This window comes from Williamsia muralis NBRC 105860 (assembly GCF_001598915.1).
Lineage (GTDB): Bacteria > Actinomycetota > Actinomycetes > Mycobacteriales > Mycobacteriaceae > Williamsia > Williamsia muralis.
This window is the reverse complement of sequence record NZ_BDAP01000002.1, coordinates 689,113-707,670: the sequence shown is the minus strand read 5'-3', so window position 1 is coordinate 707,670 and position 18,558 is coordinate 689,113. Positions and strand designations below refer to the sequence as shown.

The 18,558-nt window shown below is 66.0% G+C and carries 19 protein-coding genes; 8 read left to right on the top strand and 11 right to left on the bottom strand.

Features of this window, described 5'->3' with window-relative positions; genetic code table 11:
* Positions 1 to 140: 140 nt before the first annotated feature.
* Positions 141 to 845, top strand: a complete 705-nt coding sequence (locus WIMU1_RS10150) for an SDR family oxidoreductase (RefSeq protein ID WP_062796883.1) — start codon at positions 141 to 143, stop codon at positions 843 to 845.
* On the opposite strand, the gene WIMU1_RS10145 is transcribed toward WIMU1_RS10150, so the two are convergent.
* A complete protein-coding gene (locus WIMU1_RS10145) occupies positions 842 to 1,642 on the bottom strand; it encodes a HugZ family pyridoxamine 5'-phosphate oxidase (protein ID WP_062796882.1) in 801 nt (266 codons plus the stop codon). The two genes, WIMU1_RS10150 and WIMU1_RS10145, sit on opposite strands and share 4 nt — an antisense overlap.
* Positions 1,643 to 1,778: 136 nt before the next feature.
* On the opposite strand from WIMU1_RS10145, the gene ligD reads away from it, so the two are divergent.
* Complete coding sequence (gene ligD / locus WIMU1_RS10140) at positions 1,779 to 2,738, top strand: non-homologous end-joining DNA ligase (RefSeq protein WP_062796881.1); 960 nt, start codon at positions 1,779 to 1,781, stop codon at positions 2,736 to 2,738.
* Positions 2,739 to 2,752: 14 nt separating this feature from the next.
* On the opposite strand, the gene ykgO is transcribed toward ligD, so the two are convergent.
* Positions 2,753 to 2,875 (bottom strand): type B 50S ribosomal protein L36, encoded by a 123-nt coding sequence (ykgO, locus tag WIMU1_RS10135; RefSeq protein WP_030174925.1) that lies wholly within the window; start codon positions 2,873 to 2,875, stop codon positions 2,753 to 2,755.
* Between the two features lie 127 nt (positions 2,876 to 3,002).
* Here ykgO and WIMU1_RS10130 point away from each other — a divergent pair, with 127 nt between their 5' ends.
* Positions 3,003 to 3,779: a SagB family peptide dehydrogenase gene (locus WIMU1_RS10130; RefSeq protein ID WP_062796879.1), complete on the top strand. Its 777-nt coding sequence runs from the start codon at positions 3,003 to 3,005 to the stop codon at positions 3,777 to 3,779.
* On the opposite strand, the gene WIMU1_RS10125 is transcribed toward WIMU1_RS10130, so the two are convergent.
* From WIMU1_RS10125 to WIMU1_RS10105, 6 genes are all read right to left on the bottom strand, one after another.
* Positions 3,693 to 4,919 (bottom strand): MFS transporter, encoded by a 1,227-nt coding sequence (locus WIMU1_RS10125; RefSeq protein ID WP_062796877.1) that lies wholly within the window; start codon positions 4,917 to 4,919, stop codon positions 3,693 to 3,695. The genes WIMU1_RS10130 and WIMU1_RS10125 overlap by 87 nt on opposite strands.
* A complete protein-coding gene (locus WIMU1_RS10120; protein ID WP_211339014.1) occupies positions 4,916 to 6,298 on the bottom strand; it encodes a YcaO-like family protein in 1,383 nt (460 codons plus the stop codon). The genes WIMU1_RS10125 and WIMU1_RS10120 overlap by 4 nt, the downstream gene beginning before the upstream one ends.
* Positions 6,295 to 7,632 (bottom strand): CocE/NonD family hydrolase, encoded by a 1,338-nt coding sequence (locus tag WIMU1_RS10115; RefSeq protein WP_062796875.1) that lies wholly within the window; start codon positions 7,630 to 7,632, stop codon positions 6,295 to 6,297. The genes WIMU1_RS10120 and WIMU1_RS10115 overlap by 4 nt, the downstream gene beginning before the upstream one ends.
* The gene (locus WIMU1_RS10110; protein WP_062796873.1) at positions 7,629 to 8,342 is read right to left on the bottom strand and encodes a hypothetical protein; all 714 of its coding nucleotides are present in this window, start codon (positions 8,340 to 8,342) and stop codon (positions 7,629 to 7,631) included. Before WIMU1_RS10110 ends, WIMU1_RS10115 begins: the two co-directional genes overlap by 4 nt.
* Positions 8,343 to 8,434: 92 nt before the next feature.
* Positions 8,435 to 8,557 carry a streptamidine family RiPP gene (gene amiA / locus WIMU1_RS26670; protein WP_023960198.1) on the bottom strand — a complete coding sequence of 41 codons (123 nt, stop codon included), beginning with the start codon at positions 8,555 to 8,557 and terminating at the stop codon, positions 8,435 to 8,437.
* A gap of 119 nt (positions 8,558 to 8,676) precedes the next feature.
* Complete coding sequence (locus WIMU1_RS10105; RefSeq protein ID WP_062796871.1) at positions 8,677 to 9,612, bottom strand: ABC transporter substrate-binding protein; 936 nt, start codon at positions 9,610 to 9,612, stop codon at positions 8,677 to 8,679.
* Positions 9,613 to 9,643: 31 nt separating this feature from the next.
* On the opposite strand from WIMU1_RS10105, the gene WIMU1_RS10100 reads away from it, so the two are divergent.
* The 3 genes from WIMU1_RS10100 to WIMU1_RS10090 are packed head-to-tail and all read left to right on the top strand — an operon-like array spanning position 9,644 to position 12,440.
* Positions 9,644 to 10,666, top strand: a complete 1,023-nt coding sequence (locus tag WIMU1_RS10100; protein ID WP_158599242.1) for a FecCD family ABC transporter permease — start codon at positions 9,644 to 9,646, stop codon at positions 10,664 to 10,666.
* Entirely contained in the window at positions 10,663 to 11,658 is a 996-nt protein-coding gene (locus tag WIMU1_RS10095; protein ID WP_062796867.1) for a FecCD family ABC transporter permease, read from the top strand. Before WIMU1_RS10100 ends, WIMU1_RS10095 begins: the two co-directional genes overlap by 4 nt.
* Positions 11,655 to 12,440 carry an ABC transporter ATP-binding protein gene (locus tag WIMU1_RS10090; RefSeq protein WP_062796865.1) on the top strand — a complete coding sequence of 262 codons (786 nt, stop codon included), beginning with the start codon at positions 11,655 to 11,657 and terminating at the stop codon, positions 12,438 to 12,440. The genes WIMU1_RS10095 and WIMU1_RS10090 overlap by 4 nt, the downstream gene beginning before the upstream one ends.
* Before the next feature lie 12 nt (positions 12,441 to 12,452).
* On the opposite strand, the gene WIMU1_RS10085 is transcribed toward WIMU1_RS10090, so the two are convergent.
* Positions 12,453 to 13,331, bottom strand: a complete 879-nt coding sequence (locus tag WIMU1_RS10085) for a siderophore-interacting protein (RefSeq protein WP_062796863.1) — start codon at positions 13,329 to 13,331, stop codon at positions 12,453 to 12,455.
* A gap of 464 nt (positions 13,332 to 13,795) precedes the next feature.
* Here WIMU1_RS10085 and WIMU1_RS10080 point away from each other — a divergent pair, with 464 nt between their 5' ends.
* A complete protein-coding gene (locus WIMU1_RS10080; protein WP_062796861.1) occupies positions 13,796 to 15,172 on the top strand; it encodes a cytochrome P450 in 1,377 nt (458 codons plus the stop codon).
* A gap of 73 nt (positions 15,173 to 15,245) precedes the next feature.
* On the opposite strand, the gene WIMU1_RS26160 is transcribed toward WIMU1_RS10080, so the two are convergent.
* Positions 15,246 to 15,407: a hypothetical protein gene (locus WIMU1_RS26160; protein ID WP_023960212.1), complete on the bottom strand. Its 162-nt coding sequence runs from the start codon at positions 15,405 to 15,407 to the stop codon at positions 15,246 to 15,248.
* A gap of 337 nt (positions 15,408 to 15,744) precedes the next feature.
* On the bottom strand, positions 15,745 to 17,040 hold the full coding sequence (locus tag WIMU1_RS10075; protein WP_062796859.1) for an acetyl-CoA C-acetyltransferase: 1,296 nt from the start codon (positions 17,038 to 17,040) through the stop codon (positions 15,745 to 15,747).
* A gap of 156 nt (positions 17,041 to 17,196) precedes the next feature.
* Here WIMU1_RS10075 and WIMU1_RS10070 point away from each other — a divergent pair, with 156 nt between their 5' ends.
* Entirely contained in the window at positions 17,197 to 18,558 is a 1,362-nt protein-coding gene (locus WIMU1_RS10070) for a 3-oxoacyl-ACP reductase (protein WP_062797569.1), read from the top strand.

Sequence of the window (18,558 nt, the reverse complement as noted above, 5' to 3'; positions counted from 1 at the left end):
TCCCAGTGTGGTCCACGAAGGTAAGAGGGGACTGAACCTTCCTCGCACGAGGGTCCATCACTACTTCGGCGGAATAAAACACATCAGCCCTGGCTTTGGATTACCAAAGCCAGATCCCGACAGCAGAAAAGAGTACAAACATGTCCGTCGACTTCGAAGGTGCAGTGGTCCTGGTGACCGGAGCCAACGGCGGCCTGGGCCGCGAGTTCGTGGAGCAGGCGCTCGACCGCGGGGCCGCGAAGGTCTATGCCTCTGCCCGCAGTCCGCGCGAGTGGCCCGACAACCGCATCGTCCCCATCGCACTCGACGTCACCGACGACCGCTCCATCCGAGCTGCCGCCGAACTCGCGAGCGACACCACGATCGTGATCAACAACGCCGGAATCCTGGGTGGCGACAATCTGAGCACCACATCGATCGAGACCATCCGCGCGACCTTCGAGGTCAACTTCTTCGGCGCCATCCAGGTGGTGCGAACATTCGCGCCGGTTCTGGCCGCGAACGGCGGAGGAGCATTCCTCGACGTGCACTCGGTACTGAGCTGGATCGGACTCGCCGCGGACTACAGCGCGTCCAAGGCCGCGTTCTGGTCGGCGACCAACTCGTTCCGGATCGAACTCGCGGCGCAGGGAACGCACGTGATGGGGCTGCACCTCGGCTACACCGACACCCCGATGACCGCCGCGGTAGACGCGGAGAAGAACGATCCCGCCGACATCGTCCGGCTCGCGTACGACGGGCTCGCGGCGGGCGATTACGAGGTGATCGCCGACGAGATCAGCGCGAACGTCAAGGCCGGTCTGTCGGCCGGCATCGAGACGCTCTATCCCCAGCTCGTCAACTAGTGAGCAGCACGTGCGCGGCGTGCGAGTTCCACCGTGGCCGAACGCAATTCGTCGATCGAGTTGATCGGCGATGCGTACCCCGCGCGGGTGTAGGCCACGCCTCGCGGCGTGGTGACGCGTAGATCGAGTCCGTAGCGGTCGGCGCCGGTGCAGGTCACCTCGGTGGTGTCGGGGAAACCACCGAGTGTCTGGGCCATGGCGAGCAGGGAGTCGCGGTGGTCGTTGTTGAGGTGGTCGATCGCGCCGGCCGCCTTGGGGATCACCGGGTCGGGTGACGCTGCGGCATAGGCCTCGGCGGATGCCGAGTCCATGCGGCCGTACCCACCTACCCACCGCACGCGCTCGACGCGCAACACCCAGAGGGAGAAATCGCTGTAGTCGACGTAGTACTTCGCAGCGGGCACCCCGTCCAGGTGCGCCTGGCGGGCTGCCGCGTACTCGGCCTCGCTCGGCTTCTCCACATGACCGGCCAGCGTGATGCGGGCGCTGGCCAACGGGTCCGCCTCGGCGTTGGGTGTCACCACCGCGATGCTGGCCCGGGGATTGCCCGCGAGATTGCGGCCGTGTTCGGCCATGTGCGAGACACACAGAACCGGCGACCCGTCGAGCAGACCGTAGGTGATGAACGATGCCCACGGGTCGCCGTCTGCGGTGAGGCTGGCGAGCGTACCGATGTTCGTCGACGCCACGAGCGTTCGCGCTTCCTCTGCCGCGGACGGCCGCGTGGTGTCGGCGATGCCCGCCAGCGGAGGTGGCACAGAGGGAGCGTCGCCGGGGTCACCGTGATCGAGAGCCATACGTTGAACGCTACTCGAACGGACCCTGACCGGGTCAACCCTTGATGACCTGCAGCGTCACGCGCTGTTTTCCAGACCCGAACTCCCCGCTGGGCGGGGTGGTGCCATCCCTCGCCTCACGGCAGACTCGAACGGTATGACAGACGCACCGCTTCCGATGCTTGCCACCCTCGGCACGCCGCCCGCTGGTTCCGGCTGGGCATACGAGATGAAGTGGGACGGGCAGAGGGCAATCGCGGTTGTCGACTCGGCCTCGGCGCGTCTCGTCAGCCGCAATGGCAACAACGTCTCCGGCAGTTTTCCCGAACTCGTCGACGCACTGCCCGGAGCCGTGGCCGGCCACCCGGTTGTGCTCGACGGCGAGATCGTTGCGTTGGATGACACAGGCCGACCGTCGTTCGCGCGCCTTCAGCAACGTATGCACGTACTCAAACCGAGCGCACAACTCCGCAAGGATGTGCCCACGACCTTCTACGTGTTCGACATCCTCGAGCTCGACGGCGACGACGTCGCGAGCCTGCCCTACCTCACGCGGCGCCGACTACTCGACGACCTCGGGCTGGAATCGAAACGGGTTCGCGTTCCACCCATCTGGACCGACATCGACGGCAAGACAATGCTCGACATCGCCCGCCAGAACGGCCTTGAGGGGGTGGTGGCCAAGAAGACCGATTCGGTGTACAGACCAGGCCGCAGGTCACCCGCCTGGATCAAGACCCCGCTGCGCAGCAACACCGAAGTGGTTGTCGGCGGATGGGTTCCAGGGTCTGGCGCCGCTTCGGGTGGAATCGGCTCGCTGCTACTGGGCGCTCACAACGCAGACGGCGAACTCGTCTACATCGGCCACGTGGGTACAGGATTCTCTTCTGCGATGCGGCGAGAACTACTCGAGATGCTCACCGCGATAGAGACATCAACTCCGCCGTTCGCCCAGACTCCCCCACGGGCCATCGCCAAAGACGCTCGCTGGGTGACGCCGACATACGTCGGAGATGTCGAGTACCGCGAGTTCACCGGCAAACTCCGCCACCCCAGCTGGAAAGGATTGCGCGACGACAAGTCACCCGCCGACGTCGACTGGCCAGGCGACCACTGAACCCCCTACGTCGACTACCCCTGCCGAGCCTTGAACCGCGGGTTCCCCTTGTTGATCACAAAGATCTTGCCGCGACGGCGCACGACCTGCGAGCCGGGCTGGTTCTTCAACGACTTGAGTGATGCACGGACCTTCACGGTGCTCCAATGTCCATGCGCGGCAGGGTGTCCTGCTGCGCGCCTTATACGCGACCGGCTTTCGGTGCATTCAGGACACTACCTGCCCGGCGAACTAATGACAATCGTTGTCATTAGACTACATGCCATGGATGGTCTGGTGGGTACAAGAGTCGAGCGCGCACGGGCAGTCCACGATGCCCTCACCGACTCGGGCCCTCCCGTGTCGCCGATCCGGCTGTCCGAGGGCGACGGGGTGATCACGCTGAGTGAACCCTCCGACGCGCCATCGGTTCCGATCGACGGCGTCCTCCGCGACCGGCGCTCGCGGTACAGCTACGGCCCGCTCGGCCACCCAGACCTGTCGGCGTTGCTGCGGTGGGCGCTAGGTCCACAGCGCACCGTGCGAACCGGCGACGGCGAGGAGCGCTTGTTGACTTTCCATCCCAGCGCCGGTGGCCTACCGTCGACCACCGCTTACGTGGTTGCGCTGCAAACACTCGACGAGATACCCGTGGGTGTGTACGAGTTCGACCGCGTCCACCACCGGTTGCTCCGGCGCAGAACAGGCGATGTACGCGGCGCACTCGCACAGGGTCTCGTCCAACCGCAGTTCGCCCGACGCGCTCCGGTTGTCGTCATTCTCGTCGGCGAACTCGACGCGACACTGACCAAATATTCTGAGCGGCACTATCGCACCTTGCATGTCGATGCCGGCCTGGCTGCAGCACACCTGTACCTCATCGCCACCGCACTCGACCTCGCCTGCTGTGCGATATCCGGGTTCTATGACAACCGGATCAGCGAGATGCTCTCGTTGCAGCGCAGCCAGGTCCCACTACTCGCCTTTGCCGTGGGCGCTCGGTGTGAGGTCGGCAAGCAGCGGCAGGCGAGCCACCCCCATCCGCCAGCCGACGAAGGCTGAACAGAGCAGGGCCACCGCGCCGGCGGACACCGCCACACCGACACCGCCGACCTGCGCCACCGCCCCACCCATCGCAGCGCCGAACGGGGTACCGCCCATGGCGATCATCCGCGCCGTCGTGTTCACCCTCGACTGCAACTCGTCAGGCGTGATCGATTGCCGCACAACGATTCCGTTGACGATGATCATCGTGTTGGCAGCCTGGTACACAACCAGGATCACCAGCGAGACGACAAACCAGGGCGTCTGTGCCCACAGCAGCATCGCCCCGGCGGACACGGCGATTCCGGCGAGGGTGATCTTCCCGGTGTCCACGACGCGCTGGATCTTCGCGCTGACGAGGCTGATGAGGAACGCCCCCAGCGCGGTGGCCGCATACAACGCACCCAGTCGGGCGTCGCCGTCACCCAGGCCCAGTCGCCGGACACCCACCACCACCATCAGTCCGACCACCACGCCGTTGGCGAGGCTCACACCTATTCCCACCAGAGTCAGTGCGCGCACCACCGGCTGCTGCCAGATGTATCGCAACCCCTCACCTATCTGATCCGAGATACGATGGCCCGGAACGGCTTCGACGGCGTTCGGGGGAATCGCGATGGTGGCGGTGAGTGCCGCCGCAGACAGATAGCAGCATGCATCGATCGCGATCGCACCGGCGGGACTGAGCGCAGTGGCCGCCACACCCCCCAGCAACGGTCCGGCAATCCCGATGACGGTACCCACGGACACCAATGTTCCTGTGGCGTCGGCTATCCGGTCCCGCCCGACCAGAGCGGGCACCACCCCGAACGACGCCGCATCGTAGAACACGAACAGCGTGGACACGAGGAAGGCAACGGTGAGGGCGTGCACGATCAGGACGTCCCCAGCGACATTCGCCACCGGAATCGATGCCAGCGCAACTGCACTCAGCATCTGGGCGACAACCAGGATGGACTTGCGGTCGAACCGGTCCGCCACCGCGCCGGCGAAGAGCCCGAACAGCAGATAGGGCAGCGACTCGACGGCAAACGTCACACCGGACAACAGTGCCGAGCCGCTCCGCTGGTAGACGAGAAGAGGCAGCGCCACCAGCGTGACGGCATTGCCCGCCCAGCAGATCGCGCGCGCGACCACGAATGTGCGAAACGGGTTCATAAGCTAGGAGGGGCCACCAGCAACAACGAGTTCGGGTCATCCGGATCGCAGCCCGTCGCCTCTGCTCGCGCGACCTCCCGCCACCGCGGCAGACCGAAGTAGGGGAACCCCGCCGGGGCGTTCGGGATCAACCCGGCGGCGCACACCCGCGCCACCCGCAGCGGCGTCAATGCGATGTCGGGCGTGGTGATGTCGCAGACAACGATCTGGTGGCCGGCGGCTCGCAGTCGGTGCTCGAGATCCGGGAGGTCGCCGGTGGGCAGTTCATCGATACCCACCGTGGTGGCCGGTTCGGTGAAGCGCGGCAGCAACGCTGTCTGCGTCAATGGATCCAGCCACACCTGCGCCTGCGCCCCGAGATCGCGGACATGCTCGCTCCGCACACCGGCGGCATCGAGGTAACTGCGGTCCGCTCGATGGTCCAGATACAACCCGCGGGAGAGCACGCCGGCCTCCATGGAGCCGAACACCCAGCCGTCGGGCTCCAGCAGGCCCCGCGTGAACACCCAGCTGTGAATGGCCTCGAGTACCGCCTTCCGGGCGGTCTCGGCCGGGTCGAGCTTGGCGGAGAAGCCCCCCGCCACGATGCCCAGTTCCGGGTCGTGGATCACCGCAGCGACCACCGGGACACCGAAGTAGGCGGGCAATTCGAGCAGGTGACAACGTAATCGGGTGTCACCGAGGTCGTCGGCCAGGCCTGGCACGCTACCGATGTCGATACCGCGGGCGGGCAGGTTCAGATGCCACCACAACGACAGTGAGTCCCGTTCGACGAGTTCGAGCAACCCTCGGGCGGCGGCGTCGTCCAGGCCTGCTCCGGTGGCGATGCCCGCGTAGTTCAGATGGTGTAGCCACGGGTCGCGCTTACGGGTTCCGGTTCGCCAGTTGAGATAGACGTACGACGCAGGCACCAGCGTCGGTTCTCCGTCGTCACCGCGGCCCTCACACCAGGCGATCACCGTGTCATGGGTGAACCGCTCGAACGGGAACCTCGGCGTCTCGAGTTGCCACTCGGCGAAGAAGTTCAGTTCATCGGGCCCTAGATGGCGCACACCCGCGCTGCGTAACTCCCGAGATGTCGCCCGCAGCAGGTCTTTCGGCACGTAATTGCCACAGTACCGCTCGACGGCCTCGCCGATCGCCGCGATACGGGCACCCGCCTCGTCGGCGAAGGTGGTTCCGAGGGACACCAGGTCACTCGGCCAGTTCCCATGCGTTCTGGTGTCGGCGATCTCGGCGGTCAGTCCCACGTACCGTTCGGGCATCGCGTCGAGCCGATCCACGGGGTGGAGGGCCCGGATGACGCCGGTGTACGGATCGATCAGGTCCTCGGCCGACAGGACGGTCGAGGTGTTCGACTCTGCCACAATTGAATTCATGCCGGCATGTCCAACGTCACGGACTCGACCCCGCGCAGGACTGCACGCGTTTCGGTGCCGGCGAGGTGGTCGCTGCGCGACTGGAGATCGCGCGCGTGGCGAGGGAAGGAATGCGCCGAGAGGATGAGGACCATCGATTCTCCTGTGTCGAGGTGGGCGGCCACCGGGGTGAGGTGGATCGTCGTGTGCGTGGACATACCGTGCGCCGTCTGTTCGAGTCGACCGTCGCGGCGCCGGATGGCGAGCAGAGCGCCCCAGTGGCCGGCACCGTCAGTCGGATGCACTCGCACCGTGGGTGTTCCGATGAGTGCGGCAGAACGGTTCGGCAGGTCGAGAACAAGGCAATCCGGCCGCGCGGCCGCCTCGCTGAGGTCTGCCCCGTGAGCCATCGAAGGGAAGGGATCGGTGGGGTCGGCGTGAAATCGCCCGCCTGGCAGAACAGTTGACGCCTCGGTGCTCGGCCACCGGGTTAGGTCAACCGTTCCTCCAGGGAGACCGAGCACCTGCGCGCCGGTTGTGGGGGTGCCGGCACACACGTCATCAATCCACGACTCCATGCGGCGGGCTCGGTCGGAGCCGCGCAGACTGTGGTCCCAGGGACCCATGACCAGCGCCGCCGGGCCACCCCAAGACGTCCAGAGGTCGACAGTGTCCTGCGCAAACCAATCCGCCATGCCACCGACGGCAAGCAACGGACAGCGCTGCCGTGAAACCTCGGCACCGCGTTCACGATCTCGACGATCGGCTCCAATCACTCTCTCCCACGCCGAGATCGGCGGTGTGACGCGGCGACCGATGTCGGCCACCGGCAGCGTGTCGAGCAGACCGTCAGGGATTGCGGCGCCGAGCGATTCGGATCCTTCTCCGTGTTCGAGCCACCACCCCACCCGCGACTGCAGGTAGAAGCATCCATCGATGTTGCGTGCCGTCTCACCGAGACCGAGCGCGGGGACCGCCACCGACACCCCGCCGACGTCGACCCTCGCCTCTGCCGCGGCGATCGCCGTTTCCACCGCGCAGTGCGCGGAGTACGACGTGCCGTACAGGATCACCGGTGCGCCGGCCCATGATCGGCTCGCAACCCACTGCAGGGTCGCGAGCCCATCGGCCCCCTCGTTCTCGAACGGCCGAAAACGGCCGCGGGACCGGTGCCGTCCCCGGACATCCTGGGTGACCACCGCGATTCCCCGACGAACCCACGCGTGCGCTTCCGCCCGATAGGCGGCGGCATCGTAGGGCGTGCGGATGATGAGGACAGACCTCGGCGCGGTGTCCGGCAGGAAAACATTTGTGTGAAGACCGTCGACCTGGGTATCGGTCAGCGAACAAGTCATTGCGGCACAGCGGGAATGGGCAACACAGGTCGCCGGACAATCCGCAGGGTGCGTAGGTCGACAGTGGTCAGCAGATGCTGTGAACGGCTTGTCGGCGACTCGGTGATCGACCGACCCTGTCGGTCGTCGATCTCGGTGACGATGAGGTCTGCGATCACATCAGCTGCCCGATCAGACACCGGATGCAGGGTCGACTCCAGCCGCAGCCCGCCGTCAACCGGTCGGTGATGCGACTGCATCCGGTCACGATGGATGGCGCAGGCACGACGCCGGCCGACCACGTCCGCGACACCGACCGCCTGCGGCGTGATGACCTGGATGATCCCGTCGCGATAGCTGGCCAGGTCCACGGCGCCGATCTGGGCCGGATCAACGGGATCGTCGCTGACGTGACAGACGACGTCAGCGCTCGCGCTTTCACCGGACACGCGCGCTCCCAGCCTCTTCGAGGTCGCACTCGCGATCTTGCCCTGCCCACGTACTGTCACCGTCGGCCGCGCGACGGTGGTGACCACGTGACCTGCGTCGACCAACGCACTCAGGGCGGCACGGACCCTGCTCGAGGCAGATGACCCATCGCCGGACAGCACCGACAAGAGCTCGTGCACCTCGTCACCATCCAGAGTGAGTTCGAAGTGCTCGTCGTCGGCGGTGCGCAGGACAAAGCCCTGATGTGCTTGATATATGGCGGTATTCGGGGACAGCTGCACGGGTCTCGCTTTTCATCCGGTCCCGCGTGCCACCCGGGACGTCACTCGAATGGCACGCGGGCTCTTGACACATCAGGTGATGCGAGGACCTATCAGTCCTCGGAATCCTGTGCGTCGTCGAACGGGTTCTCGACGAGCGCGTTGCTGTGGCCCGCGGAATGGGTCGCCAAGCTCACCGGCGCCTGGATGGAACGGAAGAACTCATTGTCGTTCATGAATCTCCTTCGCTTGTAGTGAATTCGGCTGCATCGCAACCGAATCGGTCGCTCATCGAACGACCAGGACTCACGCTAGGCTATTTGACAATCATTTTCAATAGCGTGGGCGCCATCCGTCAGGACTTTGCCAACTCGCCCGTCACCTCATCGAGAACAAAGCCCAACGACACGGTTCCGCGGCCGGTGGCCCACAGGCTCGCCTCCACCTCGACCACGCGGTTGTTCTGCGCTGCCGCGACCGAGGGCCAGATCGGATTCGTCGCCAGTCTCGCCGACAGCGGTTCCGCGTCGTCGCCGGACGAAAATGCCTGCGCGAAGATGACATCGGGGTTGACGCCTGCGATCTGCTCAACCGACACGGTTGCGAAGGCATCGGTACCGGCAGGCCATGGGTAGTCGCTGACCTCGGCAAGAAGTGAACCGACCGGCGTTTCGACGGAGTCGACGCCGAGACTGCCCGGCTCCCCGTACATCGACAACGTGGTGAGGTCACTGCGGTTCTGGCGCGCGGTTTCGACGCGCTCGACAAACGATTGGGCCGAAGCGTCCGCCTCTGCCTGCTTACCCGTCAATTGCCCTATGGTGCGCAAGAACTCGACCGAGTCCTGCCACGAGGACGGATCGACCAGATACAACGGCGCGGACTCCTCGACAGCTGCTCGCAGCCCGTCTTGTACTCCACCGAGCCCGATGACCAGGTCGGGCTCGGACATGGCGATGTCTTCTACGTTTTCCTCACCGAAGCCGCCGGTGATCTTTCGCATGTCCGCGTCGGGTCCGAAGAACCGCTCATCGAGGGCCAGATCCTCCCGGTAAGCAACGGGGGTGATCCCCACTTCCTTGAGAGCGTCGACGCAGATCAGTGTCAGACAGGCGATTCGGTCGGCCGGGCCCGCCAGGGTGACCGTGGTGCCGGTTGCGTCGGTCACGACGATCGACTCGGCGGCCGGCTCGTCACCGCCGGTGCCGCAGGCTGCCACCCCCAGTAACGCCAATGCCGATGCGGCCGCGACGAGGCCGCGAGTGGTGGACAGAGCGATGGACTTGCGCATTCGATCTCCCTTGCAGATGATGTTGAGCGAAATGATAACCATTGTCAATACGACTGCGCAGAGGCGACCCAACCGACGGCTCACCGGCTCGTTGCTGCTGGGTACGGCCGCGATCGCAGTCGTGGTGGTGGCCGCCCTGTGCGCCGGGGACCCGGTGGTGACGCCACTCGAGGCTTTCGCCGCACTCACCGACGTTTCCGATCCCCTTCACCCCTACGTGGCGGATTCCCGGTTGCCACGAGCACTGCTCGGCGTGATGTGCGGGGCCGCCCTCGGCCTGGCGGGCATCTTGATGCAGGACGCGATGCAGAACCGCATCGCCGGCCCCGAACTCCTGGGCGTGTCCTCGGGCGCTGCCGTGGTGTTGACCGCGGTGACCGTCCTCGCGCTGCCGGTGGGACTGCACCAGCTGCCGTACGTCGCCCTGCTCGGCGCCGCAGTGGCCGGCTCGACGGTGCTCGTGGCAGTGGGAAAAACCCACGACCCCACCACGATGCTGCTGATCGGCTCGGCGGTCACCGCGTTGGCGTCTGGACTCGTGATCGCGCTCGTGAGCCTGGGCACCGAGGGCAACCTGCCATTGCTGTTCCGCTATCTCCTGGGAAGCCTCAGCGATCGCGGCTGGCCACACGTCGCGGTGGTCGCTCCCTGGCTCACTGTCGCCGTACCGGCAGCCCTGTTCTTACGGCACCGCGTGGCAGCGCTGTCGCTCGGCGATGATGTTGCAGCGGGCTTGGGCATCAACGTGTTTCGTGCACGGTTGTCGGCGCTCGGGTGCGCCGGCGTCCTGGCTGCGGTTGTCGCTTGCGTGTGCGGCCCGGTGGCGTACGTGGCCCTGTTGGCACCGCACCTGTGCAGGTGGGCGCTGCACACCACCAGCGCCCGCCGGGTCTTCTGGCTGACACCGGTCGCGGGCGCAGTGTTGCTCACCACAGCCGACCTTTTGTCCCGAATTGCGCTGTATCCCATCGAGATCCCGGTGGGTATCACCACCACCCTGATCGGCGTCCCGACGCTGCTCATCGCACTACGCCGCCAGGACTCGGCGGCATGAGGGAACCGAACCTGCTGCGGCCCCTCCCCCTCCTGGCCGGCGGCACGGTCGTGCTCGTCGCACTCGTGATGGCGCATCTGCTGATCGGGCGTTCCGACCTCGGCGCCGCCGACACCTTTCGAGTACTGACGGGCACGTCGGAGACCCGCGCACACGAGGTCATCGTCCTCAAGTACCGCCTCCCCCGGGTACTCGTCGGCATGGGCGCCGGTGTCCTGCTTGCTCTCTCGGGCGCACTGCTGCAAGCCGTGATCGGCAATCCACTCGCCGAACCGGGAACCACCGGAGTCGGGGCGGGCGCGGCACTCGGTGTTGTCGTGGCCATCCTCGCGTTCCCACACCAGGACATGGCAGCCATCGCGTCGTTGGTCGGTGCAGTCGCCGCCGGTGTCTTGCTGTACCTGGTCGGCCGACGGTCGCTCGCGGTCGCGGGAATCTTGCTGGGTGCCATCCTCGGCGCAGTCACCTCGTTGCTGCTCGTCGTCGACGCGCAGCCGATGGGTGTGGTGCTCCGATGGCTCATCGGGTCACTCAACGCGCGTACGCAGTCCGATTGGAATGCCTTGTGGCCCTGGGTCCTCGTACTCGGGGTGGCTGCTCTGCTCGCATCCTCGCGGGTCAATGTCCTCTCGCTCGGCGACATCACCGCCACGGGTCTGGGATTGCGCACGGCGCCAACCCGTTTCGTGCTGCTGATGGTCGCGGTGCTCGCGGCCGCAGCGGCCGTCACGGCAGCCGGAGCGGTGGCGTTCATCGGGTTGATGGCACCACATCTGGCACGCATCCTCGTCGGCGGCGACTATCGGAATCTGATACCCGTCAGCATGGTGCTCGGGGCAATCGCTCTGTCGGCCGCGGATCTCCTGGCCTTCAGCATCACACTCGATCTGCCCGGGAGTGGCCCGGCGGTCACCGGCCTCCCGGTCGGCGCCGTCACCGCGTCACTGGGTGCGCCGTACCTGATCTGGCTCGTCCGAAAGGAACGCAGATGAATCAAAATCCGCCGCTGCTCGAGGGATTCGACCTCGAACTCGGCTATCGCGGACGTGCCGTCGTCGACGGCCTGAACCTGCGGATCGAGTCCGGTACCGCAACAGCACTGGTGGGGCCCAACGGCTCGGGCAAGTCCACGCTGCTGATGGCTCTGGCCCGGGTACTCACCCCCCGCCATGGGGAGGTTCGACTGGACGGTCAACCCATCGCCACGCGCAAGACGGTCGACGTTGCACGCAGGCTCGCGATCCTTCCGCAGACCTCCACGATCCCGGCAGGGTTGCGGGTTCGTGAGCTGGTGGAACAGGGCCGGTATCCGCGGCTGGGCCCCCTTGCCATGCTCAGTCGCCGCGACGACGAGGTGATGGCCAGGGCGATGTCGATGGCGGGGGTGACGTCGATGGCCGAACGGCGCCTCGATTCGTTGTCGGGTGGTGAACGTCAACGGGCCTGGATCGCGATGGCACTCGCCCAGGACACGGGCGTGTTGCTCCTCGACGAGCCGACCACATATCTCGACATCCGGCATCAGATCGATCTGATGGAACTGATCGTCGAACTCGTTCGCGCACATGACAAAACGGTTGTGATGGTGCTCCACGACGTCAACCAGGCCGCGCGATACTGCGATCGGATCGTGGCGATGCGCGACGGCACGATCATCGCCGACGGTCATCCGGACGACGTGCTGACCGCCGACCTGCTGCACACGGTGTTCGACGTACGCGCCCGGATCAGCCGTGACCCGGTGTCCGGGCGGCCGATGTTCACCGCGGAATGAAGTGCGGCGAGATCAGAGCCCAGCGCGTTCGAGCGCGTCGTCGAAGATCTCCGAAGCCACCTTTTCGCTCTTGCCGTCGGCGAGCGCTGCGGCATACACCGCGTACAGCTCACCACCGACCTGCTCGAACCTCTTGGCCCAGGCTTCCCCGTCGAATCGCCAGTAGCCGATGATGTCGCACTGATCGGCCTTCCAGCCGAACTGCTTGCGGAAGTGCTTGCGAACAGCGCGCGATGCCTTCGCCTCGGCGGCGAACCAGCAGTACCCGCGGCCCTCGGGGTGACCGAACCGCTCGACTGCCTCGCCGAGTCGGCTGTCGCCGTAACCGTTTCCGCTGCCGACCAGACTGACCAGGTCCACGTTGTCGCGCCGGGGCAGATAGTCGAGATCGGACTCGTCGACAACCTCCACGATGGCGGTGACCCGGGCCTGCGCAGGCAGTCCCTCGATGATCCGGGCGAGCGCGGGCAGACCCGCGAGGTCGGCGACCAGCAGTTGCCACTCGGTGGTTGCCTCAGGGCGGTACCAGCCTCGAGCGTGGGACATCCCGACCTCGTCCCCGACCTGGGCACCCTGCGCCCACAAGGTGGCGACGCCGTGGTCGTGCACCACGAAGTCGACCACCATCGTGTTGGCAGTCCGATCGACAGAGCGAACCGTGTAATTGCGACCCTCCGGTGGGGTCTCCTGGTCGTAGTAGCCCCAGACACCGTCCCGGTTCTCCATCGCCGGGGGCCGGCCGCCACCAGCGGTCGGAAAGTAGATGCCGACCACTTCGTCCGCCAGGTCAGGCAGTTCGAGGACGGCCACATCGGGTACGGAGAAAACGATCCGGCGGAGCCGCGGGTTCAGCTCGGTGTTCTCGACCACCCGCGCAAACGAAAATCCCATGCGGGGAAGGTTACCCTAACCAACTGTTGTTGGGCAGTCGCGATCTTCGTCCAGGACGTTCTGCTGGATCGCCGCGAAGGCAGTGGCGCATGACGGACACAGCGTGTGGTGGTCGCTCACCGACCAGCCGTTTGCGGTGGCCACGGCAGCAGCGGCCGCCGGACCAGCAAATCTTGACGCCGCGAGCTCGAATCCGCACCACAGGCACAGGATCGATGACGAATCCCCACGCATCAGACAGTCCACCTCGATAAGTCACCCCGGTGAGCCCACGGAATGCGGGCACACAGCGCGTCGCGCTCGGCGAAGTGTGCCCACAACGGGACCACTTCAAACCCCGTCGATCGGGTTTAAGCCCATCAGCAGTGGGAATTCGGCCACCAAATCGCCCGCATGGCCAGACCAGCCGCCAGTGGGTCGACTCCTCGAAGTCGAAGCGCTCACGCCAGAGAGGACCACACCCCATGACCGAGACGACATCCGCGCACACGTCCGCCGGGCACATCGCTCCGGTACCCCGGATTCGCGGTGCCGGTGCCCTGCGCGTACTCGCGGAGCTCGGCTTTGCCGCCATCGCTGCCGGTGTCATCGTGCGCCGACCGCTGGTGATGGCCGGGCTCGAGCGAGTGCAAGCCGACTCCACCGCACTCAAGTGCGCGCGCCGACTGCGCGAGCAGTACGGGTCCGGACCCGTCGAGCTCGTACTGCCCGGCCGCCGGATTCTGGTAATCCTCGATTCTGCCGACGTCCAGCGGGTGCTCGAGGAATCGCCGGATCCGTTCAATCCGGCGACACGGGAAAAGAAGGCTGCGCTCAACCCGTTTCAGCCGCATGCGGTTCTCATCTCGGAGGGACACCTCCGTGAGCAACGACGGCTGGTCAACGTCGCCGCGCTCGACACCCCGCGTGAACTGCACAGGATGGCAAGCACGATCGCGGACGTGGCCGGTCAAGAAGCAGACGTCCTTCTCTCTCAGATGACAGAAGCGGGGTCCATGAGCGCCGACGACCTGTTGATCGCCTGGTGGAAAGCGGTACGGCGGATCACGTTCGGCGACGCCGCACGCGACGACGAGCAGACCACCGACCTGTTGAGAAAACTCCGGGCGGCCGGCAATTGGTCTTTCCTGTCGCGCCCGCATCCGATGAGACGGGAGCGGTTCATCGAGCGGCTGTACCAGTACGTCGCCGACCCGGCCCCAGGAAGTCTGGCAGCGGCACTCGGCGAGATACCGACGACACCTGCGGTCGACCCCATCGGGCAGATGCCCCACTGGCTGTTCGCATTCGACGCCGCGGGAATCGCGATGAGCCGTGCACTCGCGCTGCTGGCCACTCATCCCGAGCAGATGCAGCGGGCGTTGTCGGAGATCGGATCCGACGGCGCGGAGCCGCGCACGTACGACTTCCTTCGCGACTGCATGCTGGAATCGGTGCGACTGTGGCCCACCACGCCCAGCATCCTGCGGGACACCACAGCCGACACCTATTGGGGCGACGACCGCTCGATGGTGGCCAAAGCCGGTGCCGGAGTCATCATCCAGGCGCCTGTCTTTCATCGGGACCCCGAACTGGCGAATTACGCCAACACATTCGCCCCGGACATCTGGAGCGACGGCCGGGCCGCAGCACGCCCGGATCTGGTGCCCTTCAGCGCCGGACCGGCCCGATGCCCCGGCGAGAACCTCGTCTTGTTCACCACGAGCACGTTCCTCGCCCATCTGCTGGGTGGGCGCTTCACTCTGACCTCCACACCGCACCTGTCGCCCGACGCACCGCTTCCCCTCACCTTCAACAACTTCGGTCTCCGGTTCGAGGTGTCTGCACCCTCTGCGGGGTGATCGGGCGCTCCGCGGTGTGACCGGGCAGTGGCCGTGGCCCGCCGCTACCAAGTCGCGGCGGGCCCGCCGGACGTCAGCTCGGGGTGGCGCCGATCAACATCAACGCCAGCAGTCCGAGTACTGCCGCGACCACCAGATAACCCGACCAGCCCGGCCCGGGTTCGTCGCCGATCGGACGAGTGTGGGCACGGAACGTCGGTGACGTCCATGTCGCCGGCGGCGAGTAGGAACTCATGGTCCACCTCCTGATATCTCCCGCCCGACAAGGGCGGCTGACTCATACAGCGAGATTCCAAACGTCAAGAGACAGCTGTTTATTGCGTCCGGCGGACGGATGTAGCCGACGCCACATCGGGAGGCCGCGAGCCTCGCTTCGAGAGCGGTACGGGCCGGGTCGACGAGCGACCAGAGGAACCGGCGGATTGTCACACCGGGAAAAATAGGGCTCCGGTTGAGCTACAGGGTCGGGGGTCGTGCAGCTCAACCGGAGTTATCAAGTACTTCGCCGTAGGGGCGCCAGGCGTTACACACCTTCAAAAAGTTTTTTCAGATGTGCAATCCCCGGCGTCCGATCACGCCTCGATGATCGCGGTGACGCCCTGTCCGCCTGCAGCGCAGATGGAGATCAGCGCACGTCCACCGCCGTTCTCCTTGATCTGCTTGGCCGTCTGGGCGACGATCCGGCCGCCGGTGGCAGCAAACGGATGGCCGGCCGCCAGCGAGGACCCGTTCACGTTGAGCTTGCTGCGGTCGATGCTGCCCAGTGCCGAATCGAGGCCCAACCGCTCCTTGCAGTACGCATCGGACTCGAATGCCGCCAGCGTGCACAGGACGACCGAGGCAAAGGCCTCGTGGATCTCGTAGTAGTCGAAGTCCTGCAAGGTCAGGCCGTTGCGCTCGAGGAGACGCGGAATCGCGTAGGTGGGAGCCATGAGCAGGCCGTCGGGCCCGTTGACGTAATCGACCGCGGCGGTCTCGACATCCACGAGGTGTGCGAGCACGGGCAGCTTCTTCTCCGCAGCCCACTCGTCGGTGCTCAGCAACACAGCAGAAGCACCGTCGGTCAGCGGAGTCGAGTTGCCCGCAGTCATGGTGGCGTCGCCGAGGGACGCCCCGAAGACCGGCTTGAGGGTCGACAACTTCTCGACAGTGCTTCCCGGCCGCAGGTTCTGGTCGCGGGTGAGCCCGAGGAACGGGGTGATCAGGTCGTCGAAGAAGCCGCGGTCGTAGGCGGCCGCCATGTTCTTGTGGCTGGCTGCGGCGAGTTCGTCCTGGTCGGACCGCTTGATGCCGAACTCCTTGGCGGTGATCGCGGCGTGTTCACCCATGGACATGCCGGTACGGGGCTCACCGTTACGTGGGATCTCGATGCCCAGCGACGTCGGGAGCTTGGCGATGGCCTTGAGGCGGTCGACGGTGCTGCGGGCCCGGTTCACTGCCAGCAGCGACTGCCGCAGATCCTCGGATACCGCGATCGGGGCATCGGAGGTGGTGTCGACACCGCCGCCGATACCGGCGTCGAACTTGCCCGTCGCGATGCCGTCGGCCACAGCAGAGATCGCCTGGAGACCGGTGCCGCAGGCCTGCTGGAGGTCGAAGGCCGGGGTGTAGGGCGACAAGGCCGAGCCGAGGACCGACTCGCGGATGAGGTTGAAGTCACGCGCGTGCTTGAGCACGGCACCACCGGCCACCATGCCCAGCCGCTCGCCCTGAAGGCTGAACCTGCTGATCAGGCCGTCGAGCGTGGCGGTGAACATGTCCTGGTTGCTGGCCTTGGCGTAGGCCCCGTCTTGCTTGGCGAACGGGATCCGGTTGCCGCCGACGATCGCGACAGGTCGCACGGTACGGGTCTGGTTATTCGATACCACTGTGGATCTCCCAAGTTGTGGATGGCTCTTATGGCGTATTCTTACTCCCGAGTAAGTTCGTTGTCGAGCCGCCCCCGGGATATGCCCGACTCGGGTGGTGCACACAACACACATGCCGTACGCGAGGCGTTCAAAAGCAAAGAAAAGGGAGTGCACGTGTCTGCCACAGGAACCACCGACCTTTACTCGACCATCGTCAGCTCAGGACCGGGCGCATTCATCGCGAGCAAGGTCGGCTTGCCACAGCCGCCCACTCTGCGCCGCTACAAGGCCGGCGAGCCCCCGCTGGCAGGGCCCGTCCTGATCGGCGGCAACGGCCGGCTGATCGAGCCCCTTCGCGAACTCCTCGGAGACGATTACGAGCTGATCGTGAACAACACGAGTGGTCGTGGAGCAGACAAGTTGGGCGCCGCGGTGCTCGATGCCACCGGCATCACCAAGTCGTCCGAGCTGTCGCAGCTGTTCGAATTCTTCGCGCCCACCATCCGGTCGGCGGGCAACAGTGCGCGGTTCGTGGTCATCGGCACCACTCCGGAGCTGATCAAGAACCCGAGCGAGCATGTCGCACAGCGCGCGCTCGAGGGCTTCACCCGTTCGCTGGGCAAGGAACTGCGCAACGGCGCAACCGCCCAGCTCGTCTACGTCTCCCCCGATGCCAAGACCGGTTTGAGCGGACTGGAGTCGACCCTGCGATTCCTGCTGTCGGCGAAGTCGGCGTTCGTGGACGCCCAGGTCATCCGCGTCGACGAGAAAGATGCTGTTGCCCCGGCCAGCTGGGACAAGCCGCTGACCGGCAAGGTCGCCGTGGTCACCGGTGCCGCCCGCGGTATCGGTGCCACCATCGCCGAGGTCCTCGCGCGTGACGGCGCCCACGTCATCGCCGCCGACATCCCCGCGGCCGGTGAAGCGCTGTCGGCCACTGCCAACAAGGTCGGCGGCACCGCGCTGCCGATCGACGTCACCGCTCCCGATGCCGGCGCCAAGCTCGCCGAGCACGCACTCGAACGTCACGGCGGCATCGACATCATCGTCAACAACGCCGGCATCACCCGCGACAAGCTGCTCGCCAACATGGACGACGCCCGCTGGAACGCGGTCATCGGCGTGAACCTGATCGCCCCGCAGCAGCTGGTCGACGACCTGCTCGAGGCCGGCGCACTGCGCGAGGGTGGCGCGGTCATCGATGTGTCGTCCATCGCCGGCATCGCGGGCAACCGCGGTCAGACCAACTACGGCACGTCCAAGGCCGGGGTGATCGGGCTCGTCGACGCGTACGCGCCGGTTCTGGCGGAGAAGAAGATCACCATCAACGCTGTTGCGCCCGGCTTCATCGAGACCGCGATGACTGCGGCCATCCCGCTGGCCACCCGCGAGGTGGGCCGTCGGATCAGCTCGCTGCAGCAGGGCGGTCAGACCGTCGATGTCGCCGAAACCGTTGCCTACTTTGCGAATCCGGCCTCGAGCGCGGTGACCGGCAACGTGGTGCGTGTGTGCGGTCAGAGCATGCTGGGAGCGTGA